General features: G+C 72.7%; 18 protein-coding genes and 2 pseudogenes. 10 read left to right on the top strand and 10 right to left on the bottom strand.

Annotated features, from left to right (window positions below; all coding sequences use genetic code 11):
• Positions 1 to 19 precede the first annotated feature (19 nt).
• The gene (locus ACGH7X_RS02560) at positions 20 to 1192 is read right to left on the bottom strand and encodes an MFS transporter (RefSeq protein ID WP_399881123.1); all 1173 of its coding nucleotides are present in this window, start codon (positions 1190 to 1192) and stop codon (positions 20 to 22) included.
• 38 nt (positions 1193 to 1230) lie between these two features.
• On the opposite strand from ACGH7X_RS02560, the gene ACGH7X_RS02555 reads away from it, so the two are divergent.
• A complete protein-coding gene (locus ACGH7X_RS02555; protein ID WP_399881121.1) occupies positions 1231 to 1803 on the top strand; it encodes a CGNR zinc finger domain-containing protein in 573 nt (190 codons plus the stop codon).
• Positions 1804 to 1810: 7 nt separating this feature from the next.
• Here ACGH7X_RS02555 and ACGH7X_RS02550 read toward each other — a convergent pair whose 3' ends face one another.
• Positions 1811 to 2386, bottom strand: a complete 576-nt coding sequence (locus ACGH7X_RS02550) for a tellurite resistance TerB family protein (RefSeq protein WP_399881119.1) — start codon at positions 2384 to 2386, stop codon at positions 1811 to 1813.
• Between the two features lie 189 nt (positions 2387 to 2575).
• Here ACGH7X_RS02550 and ACGH7X_RS02545 point away from each other — a divergent pair, with 189 nt between their 5' ends.
• Complete coding sequence (locus ACGH7X_RS02545) at positions 2576 to 3049, top strand: GtrA family protein (protein ID WP_399881117.1); 474 nt, start codon at positions 2576 to 2578, stop codon at positions 3047 to 3049.
• A gap of 38 nt (positions 3050 to 3087) precedes the next feature.
• On the opposite strand, the gene ACGH7X_RS02540 is transcribed toward ACGH7X_RS02545, so the two are convergent.
• Complete coding sequence (locus tag ACGH7X_RS02540; protein WP_399896731.1) at positions 3088 to 3450, bottom strand: zinc ribbon domain-containing protein; 363 nt, start codon at positions 3448 to 3450, stop codon at positions 3088 to 3090.
• Positions 3451 to 3706: 256 nt separating this feature from the next.
• On the opposite strand from ACGH7X_RS02540, the pseudogene ACGH7X_RS02535 reads away from it, so the two are divergent.
• Together ACGH7X_RS02535 and ACGH7X_RS02530 are read left to right on the top strand one after the other, a co-directional pair.
• Positions 3707 to 3943: pseudogene (locus tag ACGH7X_RS02535) on the top strand (transposase); the annotation flags it as partial.
• 30 nt (positions 3944 to 3973) lie between these two features.
• Positions 3974 to 4293: pseudogene (locus tag ACGH7X_RS02530) on the top strand (RidA family protein).
• Between the two features lie 22 nt (positions 4294 to 4315).
• On the opposite strand, the gene ACGH7X_RS02525 reads toward ACGH7X_RS02530, so the two are convergent.
• Genes ACGH7X_RS02525 through ACGH7X_RS02505 form a run of 5 tightly spaced genes read right to left on the bottom strand, consistent with a single transcriptional unit; the run spans position 4316 to position 9823 of the window.
• Positions 4316 to 5209 carry a Gfo/Idh/MocA family protein gene (locus ACGH7X_RS02525; protein WP_399881115.1) on the bottom strand — a complete coding sequence of 298 codons (894 nt, stop codon included), beginning with the start codon at positions 5207 to 5209 and terminating at the stop codon, positions 4316 to 4318.
• Between the two features lie 43 nt (positions 5210 to 5252).
• A complete protein-coding gene (locus ACGH7X_RS02520) occupies positions 5253 to 6455 on the bottom strand; it encodes an ROK family protein (RefSeq protein WP_399896728.1) in 1203 nt (400 codons plus the stop codon).
• A gap of 18 nt (positions 6456 to 6473) precedes the next feature.
• Positions 6474 to 7358, bottom strand: coding sequence for a carbohydrate ABC transporter permease (locus ACGH7X_RS02515; protein WP_399881113.1), 885 nt, complete (start codon positions 7356 to 7358; stop codon positions 6474 to 6476).
• Positions 7355 to 8386 (bottom strand): carbohydrate ABC transporter permease, encoded by a 1032-nt coding sequence (locus tag ACGH7X_RS02510; protein WP_399881111.1) that lies wholly within the window; start codon positions 8384 to 8386, stop codon positions 7355 to 7357. Before ACGH7X_RS02510 ends, ACGH7X_RS02515 begins: the two co-directional genes overlap by 4 nt.
• Before the next feature lie 33 nt (positions 8387 to 8419).
• Positions 8420 to 9823: an ABC transporter substrate-binding protein gene (locus tag ACGH7X_RS02505; protein ID WP_399881109.1), complete on the bottom strand. Its 1404-nt coding sequence runs from the start codon at positions 9821 to 9823 to the stop codon at positions 8420 to 8422.
• A gap of 152 nt (positions 9824 to 9975) precedes the next feature.
• On the opposite strand from ACGH7X_RS02505, the gene ACGH7X_RS02500 reads away from it, so the two are divergent.
• From ACGH7X_RS02500 to ACGH7X_RS02485, 4 genes are read left to right on the top strand one after another with little or no spacing between them, the layout of a single operon-like run.
• Positions 9976 to 11022 carry a zinc-binding alcohol dehydrogenase gene (locus tag ACGH7X_RS02500; RefSeq protein ID WP_399896725.1) on the top strand — a complete coding sequence of 349 codons (1047 nt, stop codon included), beginning with the start codon at positions 9976 to 9978 and terminating at the stop codon, positions 11020 to 11022.
• Between the two features lie 26 nt (positions 11023 to 11048).
• The gene (locus ACGH7X_RS02495) at positions 11049 to 11849 is read left to right on the top strand and encodes a sugar phosphate isomerase/epimerase family protein (protein ID WP_399881107.1); all 801 of its coding nucleotides are present in this window, start codon (positions 11049 to 11051) and stop codon (positions 11847 to 11849) included.
• Positions 11846 to 13270 carry an amylo-alpha-1,6-glucosidase gene (locus ACGH7X_RS02490; protein ID WP_399881105.1) on the top strand — a complete coding sequence of 475 codons (1425 nt, stop codon included), beginning with the start codon at positions 11846 to 11848 and terminating at the stop codon, positions 13268 to 13270. Before ACGH7X_RS02495 ends, ACGH7X_RS02490 begins: the two co-directional genes overlap by 4 nt.
• Positions 13267 to 15192: a glycogen debranching N-terminal domain-containing protein gene (locus ACGH7X_RS02485; RefSeq protein ID WP_399881103.1), complete on the top strand. Its 1926-nt coding sequence runs from the start codon at positions 13267 to 13269 to the stop codon at positions 15190 to 15192. Before ACGH7X_RS02490 ends, ACGH7X_RS02485 begins: the two co-directional genes overlap by 4 nt.
• Here the strand turns inward: ACGH7X_RS02485 and ACGH7X_RS02480 are convergent.
• Positions 15182 to 16225 carry a LacI family DNA-binding transcriptional regulator gene (locus ACGH7X_RS02480; RefSeq protein WP_399881101.1) on the bottom strand — a complete coding sequence of 348 codons (1044 nt, stop codon included), beginning with the start codon at positions 16223 to 16225 and terminating at the stop codon, positions 15182 to 15184. The genes ACGH7X_RS02485 and ACGH7X_RS02480 overlap by 11 nt on opposite strands.
• Before the next feature lie 214 nt (positions 16226 to 16439).
• Here ACGH7X_RS02480 and ACGH7X_RS02475 point away from each other — a divergent pair, with 214 nt between their 5' ends.
• Both ACGH7X_RS02475 and ACGH7X_RS02470 read left to right on the top strand, forming a co-directional pair.
• A complete protein-coding gene (locus tag ACGH7X_RS02475) occupies positions 16440 to 18269 on the top strand; it encodes a beta-galactosidase family protein (protein WP_399881099.1) in 1830 nt (609 codons plus the stop codon).
• Between the two features lie 143 nt (positions 18270 to 18412).
• Entirely contained in the window at positions 18413 to 20236 is a 1824-nt protein-coding gene (locus tag ACGH7X_RS02470; protein ID WP_399881097.1) for an RICIN domain-containing protein, read from the top strand.
• 83 nt (positions 20237 to 20319) lie between these two features.
• Here ACGH7X_RS02470 and metE read toward each other — a convergent pair whose 3' ends face one another.
• Entirely contained in the window at positions 20320 to 22638 is a 2319-nt protein-coding gene (metE, locus tag ACGH7X_RS02465) for a 5-methyltetrahydropteroyltriglutamate--homocysteine S-methyltransferase (RefSeq protein ID WP_399896722.1), read from the bottom strand.
• Positions 22639 to 22654 lie beyond the last annotated feature (16 nt).

The following is a 22654-nucleotide window of genomic DNA, read 5'->3' as shown; positions in this document are numbered from 1 at the left end:
CCTTCGGCGCGGACGGCCGTCAAACCCTTTCCCTGCCGATCCACGAGCCCACGAACGCCGCGCCTGCCGCCGTGCCCGCCGCCACCGTCAGGGCGCCCGGCAGGGACCATGCGGCGAGCGGACCGCCGACGGCGGCTCCCAGGGCGAAGGCGGTGATCTTGAGGCTCGCCCCGGTGGTGAAGATCTGGCCGCGCAGGTGGTCCGGGGCCTCCCGGTGACGTACCGCGAAGAGCGCGGTGAGCTGGGGACCCTCGCCGACGCCGAGGACGAGCGCGGCCACGAGCAGCGTGGCGGGCCGGCCCGTCGCCGCCAGGGCCAACGCGGCCGCCTGGACCAGGGCACCCGCCCGGACGATCGTGTCCGGGGCGACGGAGTGCGGACGTCGCGCGAGCACGGCGTTGGCCACCAGGGCAGAGGCCGCCGCACAGGAGAACAGCAGGGCGCCGCGCCCGGCCGCGCCGAGGACCTGTGCGCCCAGGAGCGGGACGCAGGCCGCCAGCATGCCCTGGGCGGCACAGGAGACGACCGAGGTGAGGGTCGCCCGGGCGAGCAGCGGACGCCGGAGGATGACCCGGAATCCGGCGGCGAGGGCTCCGGCCGCCGGGGTCGGCCGTGCTGCCCGGGCCGCCCCGGAGCGCGACGGCAACCGCCACGCGGCCGGCACCGCCGTGGCGACCAGTGCCGCGGAGACCGCGACCGCCGTGGAGGCTCCCAGCGTCTGGGCCACGCCGCCGGCCAGGGCAGGGCCGGCCAGGCTCGCCGCACTGAAGGTCATCGCGTCCAGCGCGTTGGCCCTGGGCAGGTGTCCGTCCCTTGCCACCCGGGGGAGTTGCGCGGTCCAGCCGCCCGAAAGGGCCGGACCCGGCAGCCCCGTGAGCGCCGCGAGCAGGACGGTGCAGGCGATCGGGAGCCGGCCGAGCCCGACGAGGACCGCGCTCAGCCCCGCCGCGTACAGCGCGAGTGCGCCGGCCAGGAGACGGCCCGGCCGCGCCGCCCTGTCGAGGAGCGTCCCGAGCACCGGTCCGCCGATCGCCGCGGAGATCGTGATGCCCGCGAGCAGCGACGACGCGTCCGTGGTCGATCCGGTGAGGGCGAGGCCGGCCAGCAGCAGCGCCGGCCCCGACATCTCGTCCCCGGCGCGCGCCGCCACCGCCCCGGCCAGGTAGGACCGTATGGAGTAACCCTTTGGCACCAGCGAGACGTTACGGAGGTAACTCAAAACTCCGCAATATGCGTTACATTCGGCCGGTGTCCTCTCCTCTCGACGACGACTGGTCCACCAGGCACTCCGTGCTGACCACGGCCCGGCGCACCGCCGCGCTCGTCAACGCGCTGGCGGGGGACGCACCCGACCCCCGGGCGGTCGCCGAAGTGCTGCGTGCCTACGGCGAGAAGGGGCCGCTCGAGCTGACCGCGGGTGACGTGGACGGGATGCGTGAGGCCGCCGCCCTGCTGCGGGAGGTGTTCGCGGCGGACTCGGCCGACGCCGCCGCCCACGTCCTGAACCGTCTCCTGGGCGCGCACACGGGACAGCTCCGCCTGACCTCCCACGAGGGCGCTGCTCCGTGGCACCCCCATCTCGACCACGACGACGACGCGCCGTGGCCGCAGTGGTTCCTCGCCTCGTCCTGCATGGCGCTGGTGGTCCTGGTGTGGGACCACCAGAGCCCGCCCGGCAGGGTCTGCGCGTCCGACGGCTGCCGCGACGTCTTCATCGCCCGGGGCAGCGGTCCGGAGCGCCGCTACTGCTCACGTCGCTGCGCGACCCGGGAGCGGGTCGCGGCGCACCGGCGCCGGGGCTGAGGGGCGATCAGACGCCGAACTCCGAGGGCGAGATGTTGAGCGCGGTGCAGGCTTCACGGATCGCGTACTGCTCGGACGGCTCGAAGGTTCCGTCGGCGCCGGCGACGACCATGCCGGTCTGCACGACCGCACGGGCCTCCGCGGGCTTCTTCGCGGCCTTGGCGATCACCTGGAGGGCCTCGGTCCTGCCCTGCTCGAAGTTGGTCAGGAGCCGGTCCACATGCTGGTTGAACCGCTGGCGGAGCTGGTCCGCCGGGAAGTTCTGCAGCACCTCGTTGGAGACGATCAGCTCCTCCACGCGCTGCCGCTCTGCCGGTTCCACCTGACCGTCCGCGGCGGCGACCAGCGCGCACATGGCCATGCTGGCGTCCCGGTAGGCCCCGCTCTTGAGTTCGGCCTTGGCGGACGCGAGCTGGGACTTGAACATCCCGAGCAGCTGGGCCTTGGAGCCGCCGGAGGACGAGCCCGACCTGCCGGTGGCCGCCGGTCCGTGCGATCCCTGCCCGGATCCGCTCGCTCCCCGAGTGCCCTGGGACTGCTGGAAGGTCTTGGCCTGGTCCTTGATCTTGTCCCACATCGCCACTCGTGCCACCTCGGCTTCAGTTGCTGCGTATCGGTCTGTCCCGGCCGCGGTTTCCCGCGGTCACCAGGATGAACGCGTCCGGGTACCACAGGGTTCCCCAAAGGCAAAGAAAAGGCAAAGCGTTTCGTGGGTGCCGTAGTAGGCTGCGCCATCAGGGAGTTGTCGGTCGGCTGGGCGGGGGCGTAAGAGGTGGCTCGGCTGAAGGACGCGTCGGTCGCCGAGCCCCGCGGACCGCTGCGCACTCCCGCCCCGCGGCGCCGGATGTGGTCGCGGGAGGTCGGCTGGTTCGTCACGATCGGCGTCGTCTCGACCGCCGGGCAGGCGCTGCTGTACTGGGGACTGCGCCTGTGGTGGGCCCCGGCCGCCGCCAACCTGGTCTCCCTTCTCGTGCTGACCGTGCTCAACACCGAGGCCAACCGGCGGCTGACCTTCCGGCGCGCCGCCACGAGAGCGGCCCGCGCCCACCTGGGAGCCGGCGCTCTCTTCCTGCTCGGCTACCTGGTCACCTCCGGCGCCGTGCTGTGGTTCAAGCACGAGCGGCCCGGTGCCTCACCGGCCGCCGAGACCGCGGTCCTCGCCACCACGTCGGTCGCCGTCACCGTCGTACGCTTCGTCGTCCTGCGGCTGGCGGTCTTCCGCGGTCCCGAGCGCCGGCGCGACTGACCCCCTGCCGCCGAACCGCGCGTGACGCCCGGCACGCGTCAGGCGCCGAAGCGGCTGCGTGATGAGTGTGAGGGCTGGGCCGTTGACCCGGTCCCGCAGACCCACGCCATCCACCCGCGACGGGAGATGTTGTGGGACGAGTTGTGGTCCACGTGCTCGACGAAGACGCAGACCTTGCACGCGAAGCGGGCCTGGGAGGTCCGGTTCGTGCGTGCGGTGTGGTGGTACTGGGAGCATTCCTGGCTGGTGTACGCCGGGTCGACGTAGATCACCGGTACCCCGGCCTTCTGCGCCTTGTAGGCGATGAGAGTGCCGAGCTGGGCGAAGGGCCAGGAGTACTTCGTGCCCTTCTTTTGTAGCTTGGACCGTAGCGTCCGGTCGTGGGCGCGTTTGCGGTTGATCCGGCGCCCGCTCGGGGATCTCGCAGGTCGCGATGAGAAACCACTTCCCGCCCCGGCGGACCAGGTCGGACTCGCCCCGGCGGTGGACGGCCAGCACGGCCAGTTGTTCGGTCTGCCCGGTGAACGCCACGCCCTTCAGCGGCCCGGGGTGGTCCAGATCGAGACCCAGGTCGCGTCTTCATTGCGGGCGTCGGGAGGAGTTTGACCCGCACCACCAGCTTCATGACGGTGACAGCAACGCTCCCACCACCAGTCCATGTCACCTCGACGGGAACCCAACCCCGATCTGAGGAGGGGTAGAACGATTGTCCACGCCCTCCATGCGCACTTGGTCACCCCGAAGTATCGGCGCGGCCCCTTAACCGACTACATCCTCGTCCACTGCGAGGAGGCCATGCGGGACGTCTGCGCGGACTTCGGCGCCGAGCTGACGGAGTCCAACGGCGAAACCGACCACGTCCACCTCCTTGGTCCGCCATCCCCCAAGATCGCCCTGTCCCGGCTGGCCTGGAGCAGCCGTCTACTGGACACGCCTAACCCCCTGCCGGAGGTCGACGTCTACCGGCAGGTGTCGATCGCAGCCGGATCGAAGCTGGTCTTCGTCGCCGGGCAGGTCGCCTGGTACGTCGACGGCGTCACCGTCGGCGAAGGCGATCTGACAGCACAGGCCGAGCAGTGCTACTCAACGTCGCCACCGTCCTGGCGGCGGCCGGTGCCTCCTTCCCCGACAAGATGCCCCGGCTCCTGGAAGGCATCGTGCGGGCGGCCGCCCGGCTGGGCGTCGCGGCACCGGACGTGCCCGAGTATCTGATCGAGGTCGAGGCCACCGCGGTCGTCGACTGACCAACGCCCCCCGGCCGGACCCTCAGCCGTACACGACCCCGTCGAGCAGGCGCTGCAGGTACAGGCCGCGCCCGGCGTCGACCGGCGTCGGTGTGCGGGTGCGGACGGCCGTCGCGAAGTCGTGGCGCAGGACGGGCCAGCACTCCTCGTGGTCGAGGCCGGCCGTGTCGTAGACGAGGGGTTCGGCCGCGCCGAAGAGCTCTAGGCGGGTGAGCGCGCGGGGGACGGCCACGGAACCGGACAGCGAGGCCTGGCTCACGGCGCCGTTCTCGTGTTCGCAGGTCAGTTCCACCCAGCGGCGCGGGTCGCCGGTGGCGCGGATCGACGTGACGGGGCCCACCGCGGCGTCCAGCAGGTCGAGCAGATGGGGGCCGAGGTCGAGCAGCGCGCCGTGTTCGAGACGCCAGCCGGTGGCGAACTCCCCTTGCAGGAAGGCGCCGTGGAGGTAGCAGGAGCGTGCCCCGGTCGTCTCGAAGGAGCGGGCGGCTTCGAGGAAGGCCCGGGTGGCCGGGTGATAGCGCTTGGTCAGCACGAGCTGGGAGACGACGCCGGCCTCGGTCACCGCGTCGGCCACGCGGCGGGCCGCGGCCAGGTCGGGCCCGAGCGGCTTTTCCAGCAGCAGGGCCTTGCCGCGTTTCGCGGCCAGTGGCGCCAGCTCGGCCTGGACGGCGGGCGGCACCGCGAACGCCACGGCCTCGCAGTGGTCCAGCAACTCCTCGAAGTCGGCGGCGACATGCGCGGCGTAGGGGGCGGCGGCCTCGCGGGCGGCGTCCGTACGGCGGGCCCAGACCGCGGCGAGCCGGGTCTCGGGACCGGCGGCGAGCACCCGGGCGTGCATGGCGCGGGCCCAGGGGCCGGCGCCCACGAGCCCGACCTCGACGGGACGGTGGTTCCAGGGGGCGGGGGCAGCGGTCACGGTGTTCCTGTCTGGCGAGTCGGTGCGTGGGGCGACAATGCGGTCACGGCGCGAGGCGCTCCAGCCGGGCGTCGGCGCCCGCGGGGGAGTAGAGGTCCTCCACGACCATGGCGGCGGCTCCGACGAGCCCCGCGTGGTCGCCGAGCCGGGAGGTGACGACCTGGAGATTGGCCGTCGCCCGGGGCATGGCGCGCTGGTAGACCAGCTCCCGCACGCCGGTCAGGAAGGGCACTCCGGACAGCTCGCCCGCGATCATGAGCACCCCGGGATTGAGCAGGGTCACGACAGTCACCAGGACCTCGCCCACCCGTCGTCCCGCCTCGCGGGCCAGCCGGACGGCGTCGGGGTGCCCCTCGTTGAGCAGCCGTCTGACATCCCGCCCGGAGGCGGTGTCGAGGCCGAGGGCGGCCAGTTCCTTGGCGATCGCCCGCCCACTGGCGACGGCCGCGAGGCAGCCGTGGGAGCCGCACATGCACAGCGCGTCCGAGCGGTCGTGCAGGCGGATGTGCCCGATGTCGCCCGCCCCGCCGTCGATGCCGCGGTAGAGCTGGTCCCCGATGACGACACCCGCACCGATGCCGGTGGACACCTTCAGCAGCACGAAGGAGGCGCAGTCGCGGTGGTTGGCCTGGTACTCGGCCAGCGCCATGAGGTTGGCGTCGTTGTCGACGAGGACCGGTACGGCGTCGGCGGCCGCCGGGTCCAGGCCCATGCGCGCCGCGTACGCCTTCTGGAGCCGCTCCCGGATCGGGTACCGGTCCCAGCCCGGCATGATGGGCGGCTCGATCACCCGCCCGGACTCCCAGTCGACCGGACCGGGCACGGACAGGCCGATGCCCGTCACGTGGGACGCCGGGACACCGGCCGCCGCGATCAGGTCCGGGAACCACTCGGCCAGCTGGTCCAGGACGCGCTCGGGCCCTTCGCCGACGTCCATCGGCCCGGTGTGCTCGGCCAGGATGGTGCCCGCGAGATCGAGCACGGCGGCGCGGGCGTGCCGGGTCTCCAGGTCGAAGGCGATGACGGAGGCGTGGCCCGGGTCGAAGACGATCCGGTGGGAGGGGCGGCCGCCGGTGGAGGCACCCGTGGTGTGGCGCAGCCACCCGGAGCGGTTGAGCAGGTCCAGGCGCTGTCCGACGGTGGAGCGGGACAGGCCGGTCGCCTGCTGGAGGTCGGCCCGCGTGTTGGCGCGGCCGCTGCGGATCAGGTGCAGCAGCTCGCCCGCGCTGGCCTGACTTGACGTCATCATGGAGTCCCCCACGGCTCAACTCTTGTCGGCGCCACTGGTCAGCCCCTCGGTGAGCAGGCGTTCGGCGGCGAAGAACAGAAGTACCACGGGGATCGTGAGCACCACGGAACCGGCCATGAGGACGGTCTTGGGCACCTCGATGCCGTTGGACAGCTGGGCCAGGCCCAGGGAGACGGTCCACTCGCCGGGGTCGGCGGCCAGGAACAGCAGCGCGAAGAGGAACTCGTTCCAGGCGATCATGAAGACGTACAGACCGGTCGCCATCAGGGACGGCAGGGCCAGCGGCAGGATCACCTTGCGGACGGTCTGCAGCCGGGAGCACCCGTCGAGCGCGGCCGCCTCCTCGATGGAGGCCGGGATGGTGACGAGGTAGTTCTTCAGCATGTAGATCGACACCGGCACGGTCTGCGCGACGTACACGATGGCGAGGCCGACCAGGCTGGAGGAGAGCCCGACCCTCGCGAAGATGACGAAGAGCGGGACGGCCAGCAGCGTCGCCGGGAACAGGTAGACGGCCAGGAACAGCGCGCTGACCTGGCGGTGGCCGAAGAACTTCAGCCGGCTCACCGCGTAGGCGCCGGGCACGGCCGCCACGAGGGTCAGCACCACCGTGCCGAGGGACACCAGCGCGGAGTTGAGGAGGAACTTCAGGAAGCCCTGGCCGCCGTCGTCGGTGGAGCGCAGCACGTCCCGGTAGGTGGACAGGGTGAAGTCCTTGGCCGAGATCCACAGGGAGCCGGGGTCGAGCAGCAGTGCGTCGATGGGCTTCAGCGACAGCAGCACCATGTAGTAGAAGGGCAGCAGGGTGATCACGGCGAGGAACGCGATGACGAACCAGCGCGCGACACCGAAGAATTTCTCCTCGAACCGGGCCCGGGTCAGGGCCGTCTTGCCGGTCACGCTTCCTCCTGGACCTTGTTGCCGAAGAACTTGAAGTAGAAGCCCAGCAGGATCATCAGCGAGAGGGCCAGGACGAGCGCCTGGGCCGCCGCCGCTCCCACGTCGTAGCGGGCGGTGAGGAAGTCGTAGACCCGCACGGCCGCCACGTCGGTGCCCGCACCGCCGCCGGTGAGCAGGTAGACGTCGTCGAACTTGTTGAACGTCATGATGAAGCGCAGCACGCACAACAGCGCGATCACCGGCATCAACTGGGGGAGCAGCACGTGCCGGAAGCGCTGGGTCGGCGTGGCGCCGTCGACCAGCGCGGCCTCCTCCAGGGTGTCGGGCACCGCCTGCAGCCGCGCCAGGATGAAGAGGAAGGCGAAGGGGAAGTAGCGCCAGCATTCGAAGACGATGACGGTCAGCAGCGCCAGCGGAATGTCGAAGTGCAGCCCCAGCAGGTTGACTTCGTACTCTCGCGTCGACAGGAAGGCGATCGGGTCGTCCCAGCCGAACAGCCGCCGGCCCCAGTCGTTGACCACGCCGTACTGCGGGCTGAGCGCGACCTCCCAGACGAAGGCCACCGCGACGACGGGCGCGACGTACGGCAGCAGCATTGCCGCGCGCAGCAGCCCGCGGCCCTTGAACGGCTTGCGCAGGGCGAGCGCGGCGACCAGGCCGAGGACGACGGAGCCGAGCGTGGCGCCGGCCGTGTACAGCAGGGTGGTGCCGAGGCTGGACCAGAAGCCGGCCGAGTCGAAGACCTGCGAGAAGTTGTCCAGGGACCAGTTGCCGAACAGGCCCATGCCCTGGATGTCGACGAGCTTGGCCTTCTGGAAGGCCAGCAGCACGGTCCACGCGATGGGCAGCACGACCACCACGAGGACGACGAGGAAGGTGGGGGAGACGAACGCGAGTCCCGCGCGGTTGGCGCGCCGGCTGGCGGTCAGCGGGCGGCGGCCCGCCGCGGCGGACCGGTCCGTGGAAGGGTCCGTGGACCGGCGGCTGGTGTCCCGGCGCTGCGGTGCGCCGGCTGGGGCTGTGGGCATGAGAGACCTTCGTGATGTGCAGGCGGCGGTCGGCTACTGCAGGGATTTCTTGAGGGCGGAGACCTCGTCGTCGGCGTCGCGTGCCGCCTCGGACGGCGAGCTCTGACCGCTGGTCATGGCGCCGATGGCCTTCGGCACGGGCAGTTCGCCGTTGGTGGCGCCGACCAGGGCTCCCTCGCCCTGGGTGATGCCCCAGCGGCGCATGTTGCTGACGCCGTCGGCGAGCTGGTCCAGCAGGGTCTTGGGGAAGACCTCGTCCAGGGGCTTGCGGGTGTCCACGCCGATGTCGCTGTGCCGCCAGGCGTCCAGGTAGCGCTCGGGGTCGGCGGCCGTCCCCTTGCGGACCGGGATCTTGCCCTCGGGGGCCATGCCGAACCAGGACTCGTAGCCGGTGCCCATCATGTACTCGATGAACTCGCGGGAGGCCGCCGTCTCGGCCGTCTTGGTGGTCACCCAGGACGTGATCTCGCCGAACTGGGCCGCCTCCTTGGCGTCGGGGCCCTTCATGGCGGTGACGATGCCGCTGTTGTCCGACAGGTACTGGGGGTCCTTCGCGCACTGGGGGCAGCTGGGCAGTGCGTCCCCCCGCAGGCCCGCGAGCTCGTCGAGCAGGAACGAGGACCAGATGACCATGGAGGACCGCCCGGCGAAGTAGGTGGCGCGGGTGGAGTCCACGGTCTGGGTGCCGGGTGCGCCGTAGGCGCGGGCCAGCTGGTCGTAGGTGCGGAAGGCTTCCTCGCACCGCGGGGACTCGAGGGCGACCTCGTGCCGGTCGTCGACCAGTTGGCAGTCGTTGGCCAGGGCGATGCTCTCGAAGCTCTGGGACGTGAAGGCGTCGCTGGGATCGGTGGCCGCCGAGATGCCGTCGTGGCCCTTGGTGGTGAGCGCCTTGGCGGCGGCCAGCGCCTTCGTGTACGTGTCGGGAGCCGGCAGGCCCTGCTGCCCGAACTGGTCCTTGCGGTACACCAGCAGTTGCAGCCAGGCGTCGGAGGGCACCCCGAGACTGGTGCCGCCGTCGGACGTCAGCTCCAGCGCGTTGGCGTTGAAGGTGTCGCGTCCCAGCCCGTCGACGATCCGTTTCGGGATGTCGGTGTTCAGCAGGCCGTTGGTGTACATCTGCCAGACCTGGCCCATGGGGGCGGCGCCGATGACGTCGGGCAGCGTGCCCGAGGCCGCCGCCGACATGATGAGCTGCGGCATCTGCTTCTCGTCGACCCCGACGAGCTTCACCTTGACGCCGCTCTTCTTCTCGAACCCGTCGATGACCTTCTGCGTCGCGGCGACGCGGTCTGGCAGGTTCTCTTGAGACCAGACCGTGATCTCCCGGTCGGGTTTGCCGGGCCCGGTGCTGCCCGCGCAGCCCGAGAGCAACCCGATTGCCAAGGCTGCCGTGACGCCGACCGCGGTCGTCCTCGACCGCAGGGTCCTGATGCGCATTGAGTGTCCTCGTTCCGGCTTACGTCTGCTCGCCACGCATCACAGCACTACTTTTGCTGGTTGACAAGACATAAGTTGCGGATATTGTCGACGCAACTGCATCAGCAACCCTTCCGGAGCCCTTCGTGTCATCCGTGCCAGCCGTGTCATCCGTGGAGCGCGTCGTCCAGTTCACCGGCCCCCGTCAGGTGGAGGTGGCCGAGCACGTCAGGGCCGAACTGCCGCCCGGCCACCTGCGGGTCCGCACCCGCTACTCGGGTATCTCGGCCGGCACCGAACTCACCGCCTACCGCGGCACCAACCCGTACCTGACCCGGACCTGGGACCCCGAGGCGCGGCTCTTCCGCGACGGCGCGCCCGGCATCGAGTACCCGGTGGCGGGCTGGGGCTACTCCGAGGTCGGCGAGGTCGTCGAGGTCTCCCCGGAACTGACCGGCACCCCGGGCCTGCCGGCCCCCGGCGACCTGGTGTGGGGCATCTGGGGCCACCGCAGCGAGGGCATCGTCCCCGCCGAGCGCATGGTCGGACACACCCTGCCGGCCGGCCTGGAACCCCTGGCCGGGGCGTTCGCCCGGGTCGGCGCCATCGCGTACAACGCCGTCCTGGCCGGCGACATCCACCTCGGCGAGGACGTCGCCGTGTTCGGGCAGGGCGTCATCGGCCTGCTCACCACCCGGCTCGCCCGGCTCAGCGGCGCCCGCGTCACCGCCGTGGACGCCCTCGACGGCCGCCTGGAGACGGCGAAGCTGTACGGCGCCCGGCACACCCTCAACGCCCGCACCGACGCCGTCGCCGAACGCGTCCGCGAGGCCACCGGCGGTCTCGGCGCCGACCTCGCCATCGAGATCAGCGGCGCCTACCCGGCCCTGCACGAGGCGCTGCGCTCGGTGGCCGCCGGCGGCCGCGTGGTCGCCTCCGGCTTCTACCAGGGCGACGGCATCGGACTGCGCCTGGGCGACGAGTTCCACCACAACCGGGTCCAGCTGATCTGCTCCCAGATCGGCGGCGTCCCGCCCCAGCTGTCGAACCGCTGGAGTGTCGAACGCCTCCAGCAGACCTTCCTGCGCCTGGTCGCCGAGGGCCAGGTGGACATCGACTCCCTGGTGAGCCACGTCGTCCCCGTCGCCGACGCGGCCGACGCCTACGTACTGCTGGACGAGCGGCCCGCCGAGGCGCTGCAGGTCGTCCTGGAATTCTGAGACCGGATTTTCCGAAAGGCCCCCCCATGCTCAAGACCGCCGTCCAGGAACAGCTCCTGCCCGGGGACACCCTCCAGGCCAAGTGGGACTTCGCCCAGCAGGCCGGCTACGACGCGATCGAACTGCGCGGCAAGGGCGACCTCCACTTCGCCGCCCGCCGCGACGAACTGAAGCAGGCCCGCAAGGACGGCGTCGTCATGCCGACCGTCTGCGTCGACATGCTGCACTTCCTCGGCGCCTTCGACGAGGACCTGCGCCGCGACGCCGTCGCCCAGATGAAGTCCCAGCTCACCGTCGTCGCCGAGATCGGCGGCGTGGGCGCGCAGACCCCCGCCTCGTACGGCATGTTCTCCCGCCGCCTGCCGCCCTTCGAACCGCCGCGCTCCGAGGAGGAGGACCGCGAGGTGCTCCTCGCCGGGCTCACCGAACTCGGCGAGCACGCCCGCGAGGAGGGCGTCACGCTCTTCCTGGAGCCGCTCAACCGCTACGAGGACCACATGGTCAACCGGCTCGACCAGGCCGCCGACCTGATCCGCGCCGTCGGCCTCGACTCGGTCCGCATCGGCATCGACAGCTACCACATGAACATCGAGGAGACCGATCCCGCCGCCGCGATCCTCGCCCACGCCGACGTCATCGGCCACGCCCAGGTCTCCGACTCCAACCGCTTCCAGCCCGGCGCCGGACACCTCGACTGGCCCGCCTGGCTCGGCGCCCTGCACACCATCGGCTACGACGGCCACCTCGCCCTCGAATGCCGGCTGACCGGCGACCCCGTCCAGGCCGTGCGCTCCGTCCCCGCCTTCCTCAAGAGGTCGGGCGCGTGAACAGCCCCCTGGACCTCCTGGACCGGCCCGCGCCCACCGCGCCCGCGGACCTGACCCTGCGGCGCGGTGCGGCGCGGGTCCTCATCGACAACTGGACCGGCGCCTCCACCGTCCCCTCCCGCACCCTCTACCCCCACCAGTGGAGCTGGGACTCCGCCTTCGTCGCCATCGGACTGCGCCACCTCTCGGTGCGCCGCGCCCAGCGGGAACTGGAGTCCCTGCTGGCCGCGCAGTGGGCCGACGGACGCGTGCCCCACATCGTCTTCAACCCCGCCCTGCCCCACGACGCCTACTTCCCGAGCCCCGACTTCTGGCAGTCCTCCACGGCGGGCCGGGCCGCGGGCGCGCCGTCCTGCGCCGAGACCTCCGGCATCGTCCAGCCGCCCGTGCACGCCCTGGCCGCCTGGCTCGTCCACCGGGCCGACCCCGCCGAGTCACGGCGCCGAGGCTTCCTCGCCCGCGTCCAGCCGCGGCTCGCCGCCTGGCACGACTACCTCCTGGACCGCCGTGACCTCGGCGGCGGCGGCCTCGCGGCCGTCGTCCACCCCTGGGAGCCCGGCATGGACAACAGCCCCGGCTGGGACCGGGCCCTGAAGCGCGTCGAGCCCATCCCGCCCGACACCTTCCGGCGCGCCGACCTCGACCACGGCCTTCCCGCCGACCGGCCCACCGACCTCGACTACGGCCGGTACGTCCGGCTGGCCACCGAGTACCGGGAAGCCGGCTACGACGACCGCCTCGTACGCCACCGGTTCGCCGTGGAGGACCCCGCCTTCAACGCGCTGCTGATCGTGAGCGAGCTGGCCCTGGCCGCCATGGCACGCGAACTGGGCAGGCCCGCACGGCGGCACACCGAGCGGGCCGCCGAGCTGACCCGGGCGCTGGTGGACCGGCTCTGGGACGAGGAGTCCGGCCTGTTCCGCGCGCGCGACCTGCACACCGGCACACCGGTCGACGAACGGACCGTCAGCGGACTGATCCCGCTCCTGGTCCCGCACCTGCCGCAGAACGTCGTCCGGCGCCTGCACACCACGCTCGCCGGACCGCACTTCAGCGCACCGGCGACCCGGCTCGTCCCCAGCTACGACCTGACCGGACACGCCTTCCACCCCACCCGGTACTGGCGCGGTCCCGCCTGGTTCAACACCGCCTGGCTGATCGAGCGAGGACTGCGCACCCACGGCCTCGGACAGGACGCCGCACGCCTGCGCACCGGCTTCCTCGCGGAGGCCGGACGCTCCGGATTCGCCGAGTACGTCGATCCCGCCACCGGCGCGGCCTGCGGCACCCGGCACTTCTCCTGGACCGCCGCCCTGACCCTGGACCTGCTGAGCGCCGACACCGCGGCGCACGACCGCACGGACCACCACCGCACGGACCACGCCCAGGTGGACCACGACTCGACGGAGCCCCTGCCATGACCGCGGCCGACCCCGGCGTCCAACTGGTCCGCGACGCCACCTTCGCGCGCCTCGGCACCGACGGCGAGATCAGCGGCATCCGCGGAGCGGCGCCCGACGGGCTGTTCTTCCAGGACGCCCGGCACCTCAGCCGCTGGCGCCTGACCGTCGACGGCACCGCCCCCACCGCGCTGGTGCCCGCCACGGCGGAGGACGACGACACGGCCGCCTGCGTGCTGACCCCCGAGGGCACCCGCGACAACCCGCCCGCGTACACCGTCTTCCGGCGGCAGAGCGTCACGGCGGGCACCTTCACCGAACACCTGAGCCTGGTCGGCAACCGGCCCGAACCCGTGACCGCCCGCCTCGAGCTCACCGTCGACGCCGACTTCGCCGACCTCTTCGAACTCCGCGCCGACGACCGCCACTACGCCAAGCCCGGCGCGGAGCACGCGACCCACGACACCGACGACGGGCTGCTGTTCCGCTACCGGCGAGCCGACTGGCACGCCCGGACGGAACTCACCTGTCACCCCGCCCCGGACACGGCGGCCCCCGCGGCGACGGAACCGGGAGCCACCGCCCGGACCCTGACCTGGCACCTGCCCCTGGACGCACACGGCCGGGCCGACCTGCACCTGACCGTCCGCGCCCACCCGCACGGACGCCCCCTGCCCGCCGCTCCCACCGCCGCACCGCGTCCGCGACGGCACGCATCCGCGACGGACGACCTGACGCGCACCTGCGAGCGCGGTCTCGCCGACCTCGACCTGCTGAGCATCCCGGTCCCCGGCGTCGACGGCGAGGACGTGCGCGTTCCCGCCGCCGGCATCCCGTGGTTCCTCACCCTGTTCGGCCGCGACTCACTGCTGACCGCCTACTTCCTGCTGCCGTACCGGCCCGCGACGGCCGCCGCCGTCCTCAGCGCGCTCGCCGCCACCCAGGGACGGCGGCACGACCCCTTCAGCGGCGAGCAGCCCGGCCGCATCGTCCACGAGACCCGGCACGGCGAACTCGCCCACTTCCGGCAGGTCCCGTACGGCCGGTACTACGGCGCCGTCGACGCCACCCCGCTCTTCCTCGTCCTGCTCCACGCCCACCACGAGACGACCGGCGACCGGACCCTGGCCGAACGCCTGGAGGAGCACGCCAGGCGGGCCGTCGACTGGATGCTCACCGACGGCGGCCTGGAGAGGCACGGGTACCTCGTGTACAGCCCCGACCCCGGCGGCCTCGTCAACCAGAACTGGAAGGACTCCGCGGGCGCCGTCTGCTTCGCCGACGGAACCCAGGCCGAGGGGCCCGTCGCGGTCGGCGAGGCGCAGGGCTACGCCTACGACGCGCTGCTGCGCACGGCCGAACTCGCCGACGGCATCTGGGGAGACGCGCCCTACGCGCGCCGGCTCCGCGAGGAGGCCGCCCGGCTGCGGGACCGCTTCACGGCGGACTTCTGGATGGCGGGGGCGGACTTCCCCGCCCTCGCCCTGGACGGCGCCGGCCGCCAGGTCGACGCGCTGGCCTCGGACGCCGGGCACCTGCTGTGGTCGGGCATCCTCGATGCGGAGCGCGCCCACCGGGTGGGCCGACGGCTGCTGGAGCCGGACTTCTTCTCCGGCTGGGCGATCCGGACCCTCGCGGCAGGCCAACGGCCCTACCACCCGCTGTCGTACCACCGGGGCAGCGCCTGGCCGCACGACAACGCGGTCATCGTCCTGGGTCTGGCCCGCCAGGGCCTCGCCGCCGAGGTGCGCACCGTCGCCGAGGGGCTCGTCGCGGCGGCGGCCCACCACGGGCACCGGCTGCCCGAGGTCCTCGCCGGCTACGACCGCACGGCGACCGCCGCCCCGGTCCCCTACCCCCACTCCTGCTCGCCGCAGGCCTGGGCGGCCGCCACCCCGCTGGCCCTGCGCACGGCGCTGGGGGAGGGGCCGCTCAGTCCGTGAGGGCCGCCGTCCCCGCCGGCGCGGCCGTGCTGGCGCGGACGACGAGGCGCGGCTCCACCGACTCCGGTTCGGGCACCGTCTCCGGGGCGGCGATGTAGCGCAGCAGGTGGGCGACGGCGAGTTCGCCCATCTGCGCGAAGGGCTGGGCGACGGTGGTCAGGGGCGGTGCGCAGTACTCGGCCAGCTCGATGTCGTCGACGCCGACCACGGAGACGTCCTCGGGGACGCGCCGGCCCAGCTCCCGCAGGGCCCGCAGGACACCGAACGCCATCTCGTCGCTCGCCACGAACACCGCGGTCACGTCCGGGATCCGGCCGAGGACCAGTCCCGCCCGGTACCCCGAGGCGGGCGACCAGTCGCCCTCCAGGGGAGGCGGCACCGTGCGCCCCGCCGCCTCGAGCGTCGTACGCCACCCCACCCGTCGGCTGGCGGCCTCCAGCCACTCCTCGGGGCCCGCGAGGTGCCAGACCGTCTCGTGGCCCAGGTCCAGCAGATGCCGGGTGGCCAGGCGGGCCGCCAGAGACTGGTCCACGGCCACGACCTCGGTGGCGTCGGTGCGGGAACCGTCGATGGTGAGGGTCGGCGTGGCACGGGTGAGCTCTTCGAGGCGGGCACTGCCGCTGATCAGCGGCACCGACAGGATGACGCCCTCGACGCCCTGGTCGGTGAGCCGGGACAGGGCGGTCTCGATGGCGAAGGTGTCCAGCGAGGCGGTGGTCGCGGTGCTCACCGCGTACCCGGCGGCGTGGGCGGCCCGTTCGATGCCGGAGGTGACCGCGGCACGCGAGTAGAAGGTGGTCCGCAGGGTCACCACGCCGATGGTGCGGCTGCGTCCGGAGGAGAGCATGCGGGCCGCGTTGTTGCGGCGGTAGCCGAGCCGGGCCACGGCGGCCAGGACGTCGGCACGCGTCCGTTCCCGCACGTGCGGATGCCCGGAGAGCACCCGCGACACCGTCTGCGCCGACACCCCGGCGGCCCGGGCCACGTCCGTCATCCCCGGCGGGCGCTGCCCGCCGCCGCCCTGCTTCGTCATGCGTTCCTTCCCCGATGCCCTCTCGGCGGGCTCCCGGCGATGATATCGCTGACATCGGCCGTCGTCCGCTGTCTCCGGGGGACTCCGGACGCCTGTGTGCAAGCCATTGGCATCGATAACATCGTCTGCCATAGTCGACCCGAACAGCACCGGCCTCCGCCGAGAGATCGATAACAACCGGGGCCGGGACGGGCACGACCACCGGAGCCGTCGAGTGACCCTCCCCAGCACCCCGCCCGCCACGGGCACCGCGGCCCCCACGGCCACCCTGACCCACGCCCACGGCAGGTTCCTGCGGGCCGGCCGGCCGCACCGCGTCCTGTCCGGGTCGCTGCACTACTTCCGCGTCCACCCCGAGCAGTGGGCCGACCGCCTGGAGCGGCTGGCGGCCCTCGGGCTCAACACCGTGGACACCTACGTGCCGTGGAACTTCCACGAGCGGCGCCCCGGAGCGGTCCGCTTCGACGGCTGGCGGGACCTGGCGCGCTTCGCCCGGCTGGCCCAGCGGACCGGCCTCGACGTGATGGTGCGGCCCGGCCCCTACATCTGCGCCGAATGGGACAACGGCGGACTGCCGGCCTGGCTCACCGGCACCCCCGGCATGCGGCCGCGCACCAGCCATCAGCCGTACCTGGACGCGGTCGGACGCTGGTTCGACGAACTCGTCCCGCGGGTGGCCGCACTCCAGGCCGTGCGCGGAGGTCCGGTCGTGGCCGTGCAGATCGAGAACGAGTACGGCAGTTACGGCGACGACCGCGCCTACGTCCAGTGGGTGCGGGACGCCCTGGTCGACCGCGGCATCACCGAACTCCTCTACACCGCCGACGGACCCACCCCGCTGATGCTCGACGGCGGCACCCTGCCCGGACACCTGGCCGCCGCGACCTTCGGCTCCCGGCCGGCCGACGCAGCCGCGCTCCTGCGCGCGCGCCGGCCCGAAGAGCCCTTCCTCTGCGCGGAGTTCTGGAACGGCTGGTTCGACCACTGGGGCGAGAAGCACCACGTACGGTCGCCGGACAGCGCCGCCCAGGACGTGGGAGATCTCCTGGACGCGGGCGGTTCGCTGAGCCTCTACATGGCGCACGGCGGCACCAACTTCGGTCTGTGGGCCGGTGCCAACCACGACGGCGACACCTACCGGCCGACCGTCACCAGCTACGACTCGGACGCCCCGGTGGCCGAACACGGCGCGCTCACACCGAAGTTCCACGTGCTGCGGGAGAAGCTCACCGCCGCAGCGGACGCGAGCGTGCCGCTGCGGCCCCTGCCCGCCGATCCGCCCCTCCTGCCGCCCAGGACGCTGCCGGTGACCCGGCGGGCGGCCCTGCTGGACGCGCTGCGCGCCACCGCCGAACCGGTGCACGCCCCCGTACCGCTCGGCTTCGAGGAACTCGGGCAGTCCGCGGGCCTGGTGCTCTACGCGGCCCGGCCGCTGCTGCCCCGCGGCGCGCAGGAGGTGACCGTGACCGGCCTGCACGACCGTGCCCAGGTGTTCGCCGACGGCCTGCCCGTCGCCGTACTCGACCGGGAGACGTCCTCGTTCACCCTGACCGGCACGGGAACGCGCGTCCGGCTGGAGCTGCTGGTGGAGAACCAGGGGCGGATCAACTACGGGCCGCTGCTGGGCCAGGGCAAGGGCATCCTCGGCGGCGTACGCGTGGAGCGGCGGTTCGTGCACGGCTGGACCATGCACCGGCTCCCGCTGGACGAGTGGGCGCCGCCCGACCTCGCCCGCGCCGCGTCGGCCGCCGCCCCGGGCGGCACGGCGGGCTTCGCCACCGCACGCCTGGACGTCTCCGAACCCGCCGACACCTTCCTCGCCCTGCCCGGCTTCGCCAAGGGCTTCGTCTGGGTCAACGACGCGCTGCTCGGCCGCTACTGGGAGGTCGGCCCGCAGACCACCCTCTACCTGCCCGGGCCCTTCCTCCGCCCCGGCGCCAACACGCTCACCGTCCTCGAACTCGAACGGTTCGGCGACCACCTCGCCCTCCGGGACCGGCCCGAACTCGGCCCGGCGGAGGAGTACATCGAGACGTTCGACTGACCGGACCACAGTCCCCAGCCCGCAGCCCGCAGCCCGCAGCCCGCAGCCCGCAGCCCGCAGCCCGCAGCCCGCAGCCCGCAGCCCGCACCTCCGCGCACCACCCCACTGGTAGCAACACGAGTTGAGGAGTACCTGTGTCACGGTTGACCGCTCCCCGAAGCAGACTCGCCCTCGCGGCCGTCGCCACGGCACTCGCCCTCGCGGGCGGCGGCCCGCTGGGCGCGCCGCCCGCGTCGGCCGCCGACGGCGGTGCCGACGCCACCTACACCGTCACGGTCGGTTCGAAGGGCCCCTGGACCCGGCCGGACGACACACCGGCCGCCACCTACATCGACAAGGACGGCACCTTCTACTACCAGCAGGCCCACGCCCTGTACGGCGCGGACGACAGCCGCGCGTGGAGCTTCTACACCGGCACCGACTTCGACACCGCCGAACGCTCCGCGATCAGCGACGCGGCCGACCCCGACGAGCCCAGGGACCGCAACGACGACACCACCTGGCGGTGCAACAACAGCCCGACCGGCAAGGAGTCCACCTTCCCGCCCGCCGGATCGCGCTACGCGCAGAAGAACTACTGCGACCTGGCCGGCGTATGGGTCGACCCCGACACCGGCGACTGGTACGGCCTGGTGCACAACGAGTTCACCCCGCAGCCCTTCGGCGACGGCCTGCACTACGACGGGATCGACTACGCGGTCTCCCGCGACCAGGGCAGCACGTGGACGATCAAGGACCACGTCATCACCTCGCCGTACAGCACCGAACGCGGCGACACCGAGGCGTTCGGGGAGCAGACCTTCCACTACGGCGACGGCGACCCGCGCCTGTTCGTGGACACCGCCTCCGGCTACTTCTACGTCTACTACGGTTCCCGGATCGTGGAGAAGGGCGGCACCTGGAAGGCCTTCCACGCGCACGTGGCCCGCGCCCCGATGTCCGCGAAGATGGCCCCCGGTTCCTGGCAGAAGTGGTACGACGGCGCCTGGTCCGAACCCGGCGTCGGCGGCCGCGAGAGCAACATGGTGCCGGTCGGCGCCGCCGGCGAGACCGGCTACACCCCCGTGCGGGACGAGTACGACCCGGCCACCCCCGGCACGGTGAGCGAGCAGGTGGCGGCCGGTGAGATGCCGCCGACCTCGCCCCTGTTCGTCATGGACATCACGTACAACGCATACCTGGGCCTGTACATCGGCGAGCCCCAGTCGGTCGACCAGAGCGGCGACGCCCCGCAGCAGTTCTACGCCACCGACGACCTCGCCACCCAGAAGTGGTTCCCGATCGGTGACACCGGCGACCACACCAACGCCTCCTGGTACCGCTGGTTCCTCGACGGCGTCAACGGGACCGGTTCCGGCATCGTGGGCAGGTCGTTCCGCTCCTACTGCTCCTTCGGCTGCTCGGACGGAAAGTCGAGCGAATACGTCGACCTCTCGATCGGCACGTCCGAACCCGCCGCTCCGGTCGACGAGGACAAGACCTACCGCATCAGCGGTGCGGACGGCCGGGCACTCGCCCAGGCCTCGCGCCACGGTTCCGCCACGACCTCGACGCGCAGGCCCACCGGAACGGAACGCGCGGAGTGGGTCTTCACCGCCAACGGCGACGGCTCCTACCGCATCGCCAACGCCGAGTCCGGCCGGCTGCTCGGCGTCGACTCCTCCACCACCACCGCCCGCGCCTGGGGCACCAGGCCCACCGTCACCGCCTCCGGCAGCGACGGTCCCTCCGTCGGACAGCAGTGGTTCGTCATCCCGGGCGCCTCCGCCGACGGCACCGCCACCGGTACGTACCGTCTGGTCAACCGTTACAGCGGCCTGGTGATCGGCGTCTGGGGCAACCCCCACCGGCGCGTCGAGACCACCCCCGTCCGCTCCTGGACCGACACCACCGGCGACCCCGTCGGCGGTTCACGCGGCCCCGGCGAGCAGGTCCTGACCCTGACCCCGACCGGGACGGCGGACTGACGAAGCCCAGCCCAGCCCAGCCCAGCCGAGCAGAGCCGGGCCGGGACACGTGAGGTGCCCCGGCCCGGCTCGCCCGTCCCCGCTCAGGAACCGGACAGCTCACCGCGGACCGTGTGCGCGGCGGCGACCAGGTTCTCCAGCGAGGCGCGGATCTCGGGCCAGCCGCGGGTCTTCAGACCGCAGTCCGGGTTGACCCACAGCCGCTCCGCGGGGATCGCCCGCAGACCGGTGCGCAACAGCTCGGCCGCCTCCCCGGCGCTCGGCACGCGCGGCGAGTGGATGTCGTACACGCCGGGTCCGGCCTCGCGCGGGTAGCCGGAGGCGGCCAGTTCGCGCGCCACCTGCATGTGCGAGCGGGCGGCCTCCAGACTGATGACGTCCGCGTCGAGGTCGTCGATGGCCCGCACGATGTCACCGAACTCCGCGTAGCACATGTGGGTGTGGATCTGGGTGTCCGGCCGCACGCCGCCGGTGGTGAGCCGGAACGCCTCGGTGGCCCAGGCCAGGTAGGCGGCCCGGTCCGCCGCGCGCAGCGGCAGGGTCTCGCGCAGCGCGGGCTCGTCGACCTGGACGACCGAAGTGCCCGCCGCCTCCAGGTCGTTCACCTCGTCCCGCAGGGCGAGGGCCATCTGGCGCGCGGTGTCCGCGAGGGGCTGGTCGTCGCGGACGAAGGACCAGGCGAGCATGGTGACGGGGCCGGTGAGCATCCCCTTGACCGGCCGGTCGGTGAGGGACTGGGCGTACGCCGTCCAGCGCGTCGTCATCGGTTCGGGGCGGGAGATGTCTCCGGCCAGGACCGGCGGCCGTACGTAGCGGGTCCCGTAGGACTGCACCCAGCCGTGCTGGGTCGCCAGGTAGCCGGTCAGCCGCTCGGCGAAGTACTGGACCATGTCGCCCCGTTCGGGCTCGCCGTGCACCAGGACGTCCAGGCCGGTCTTCTCCTGGAAGGCGACGACCTCCCGGATCTCCGCCCTGATCCGCTCCTCGTAGCCCTCCGTGCCGATGCGGCCCGCCCGCAGGTCGGCGCGGGCGGTGCGCAGTTCACCGGTCTGCGGGAAGGAGCCGATCGTGGTCGTCGGCAGCGGTGGCAGCCGCAGGTGGGCGCGCTGGGCCGGGGAGCGCTCGGCGTACGTCTGGGAGCGGCGGTCGTCGGCCTCCGTGACGGCGGCGGCGCGGGCGCGGACGGCCGGGTCCCGGGTGATGGGGGAGCTGGCTCGGGAGGCGAGGTCGGCGCGGTTCGCGGCGAGTTCGGCCGTGACGGCACCGGTGCCCCGGGCCAGGCCCCGGGCGAGGGTCACGGTCTCCGCGAGCTTCTGCCGGGCGAAGGCGAGCCAGCGCAGGATCTGCGGCTCGACGTCCCGCTCCGCGGCCGTGTCGAGGGGGACGTGCAGGAGGGAGCAGGAGGCGGACACGTCGACGCGGTCGGCCAGGCCGAGCAGGGTGCCGAGTGTGCTCAGCGACCGGGACAGGTCGTTCACCCAGATGTTGCGGCCGTCGACCACCCCGGCGACCAGCCGCTTTCCGGGCAGTCCGCCGACCGCGGCGAGACCTTCCAGGGTGGCCGCACCGGCCTCGGTGAAGTCCAGCGCCAGGCCCTCGACCGGCGCCTTGGCCAGCACGGGCAGGGCCTCGCCCAGGTGGCCGAAGTAGGAGGCGACGAGCAGCTTCGGCCGGTCGGTGCGGGCGCCCAGCTCTCGGTAGGCCCGCGCGACGGCGTTCAGCTCGGCCGGGGTGCGGTCCTGGACCAGGGCGGGCTCGTCGAGCTGCACCCACTCTGCGCCGGCCGCGCGCAGGTCGGCGAGGACCTCCGCGTAGACGGGCAGCAGGCGGTCGAGGAGCGTGAGGGGTTCGAAGCCGGCGGGGACGCCGGGCGCTGGCTTGGCCAGCAGCAGGTAGGTGACGGGCCCGACCAGGACGGGGCGCGCCGTCAGTCCGAGGGCGAGGGCCTCGCGCAGCTCCGCGACCTGCTTGCCCGAGTCCGCCGCGAACCGCGTGTCCGGGCCCAACTCGGGCACCAGGTAGTGGTAGTTGGTGTCGAACCACTTGGTCATCTCCAGCGGCGCGACGTCCTGCGTGCCCCGGGCCATGGCGAAGTACCCGTCGAGCGCGTCGGCGGCCACCGCGGCCCGGTGGCGTTCGGGGACGGCGCCGACCATGACGGTGGTGTCCAGCACGTGGTCGTAGTACGAGAAGTCACCGGTGGGCACTTCGTCGAGGCCGGCTGCGGCCAACTGCCGCCAGGTGGCGCGGCGCAACTCCCCGGCGGTGGAGTGGAGGGCGTCGGCGTCGACGCGACCCCTCCAGTAGCCCTCGATCGCCTTCTTCAGCTCCCGGTTCGGGCCCTGGCGCGGGTAGCCGTACACGGTGGCGTGTGCGGCGGCGGACGTACGGGTCACGGAGATCTCCTTCGCGAGACGA

This window comes from Streptomyces sp. BBFR51 (assembly GCF_044591655.1).
In the GTDB taxonomy this organism is placed as follows: domain Bacteria; phylum Actinomycetota; class Actinomycetes; order Streptomycetales; family Streptomycetaceae; genus Streptomyces.
This window is presented reverse-complemented; position numbering and strand designations above follow the sequence as displayed.

Bases quoted from the DNA above. Each gene is read 5' to 3' on its own strand.
- ACGH7X_RS02555 (WP_399881121.1), top strand. From the start codon at position 1,231: ATGCGTTACATTCGGCCGGTGTCCTCTCCTCTCGACGACGACTGGTCC.
- ACGH7X_RS02520 (WP_399896728.1), bottom strand. From the start codon at position 6,455: ATGACGTCAAGTCAGGCCAGCGCGGGCGAGCTGCTGCACCTGATCCGC.
- ACGH7X_RS02510 (WP_399881111.1), bottom strand. From the start codon at position 8,386: ATGCCCACAGCCCCAGCCGGCGCACCGCAGCGCCGGGACACCAGCCGC.
- ACGH7X_RS02505 (WP_399881109.1), bottom strand. From the start codon at position 9,823: ATGCGCATCAGGACCCTGCGGTCGAGGACGACCGCGGTCGGCGTCACG.
- ACGH7X_RS02495 (WP_399881107.1), top strand. From the start codon at position 11,049: ATGCTCAAGACCGCCGTCCAGGAACAGCTCCTGCCCGGGGACACCCTC.
- ACGH7X_RS02485 (WP_399881103.1), top strand. From the start codon at position 13,267: ATGACCGCGGCCGACCCCGGCGTCCAACTGGTCCGCGACGCCACCTTC.
- ACGH7X_RS02480 (WP_399881101.1), bottom strand. From the start codon at position 16,225: ATGACGAAGCAGGGCGGCGGCGGGCAGCGCCCGCCGGGGATGACGGAC.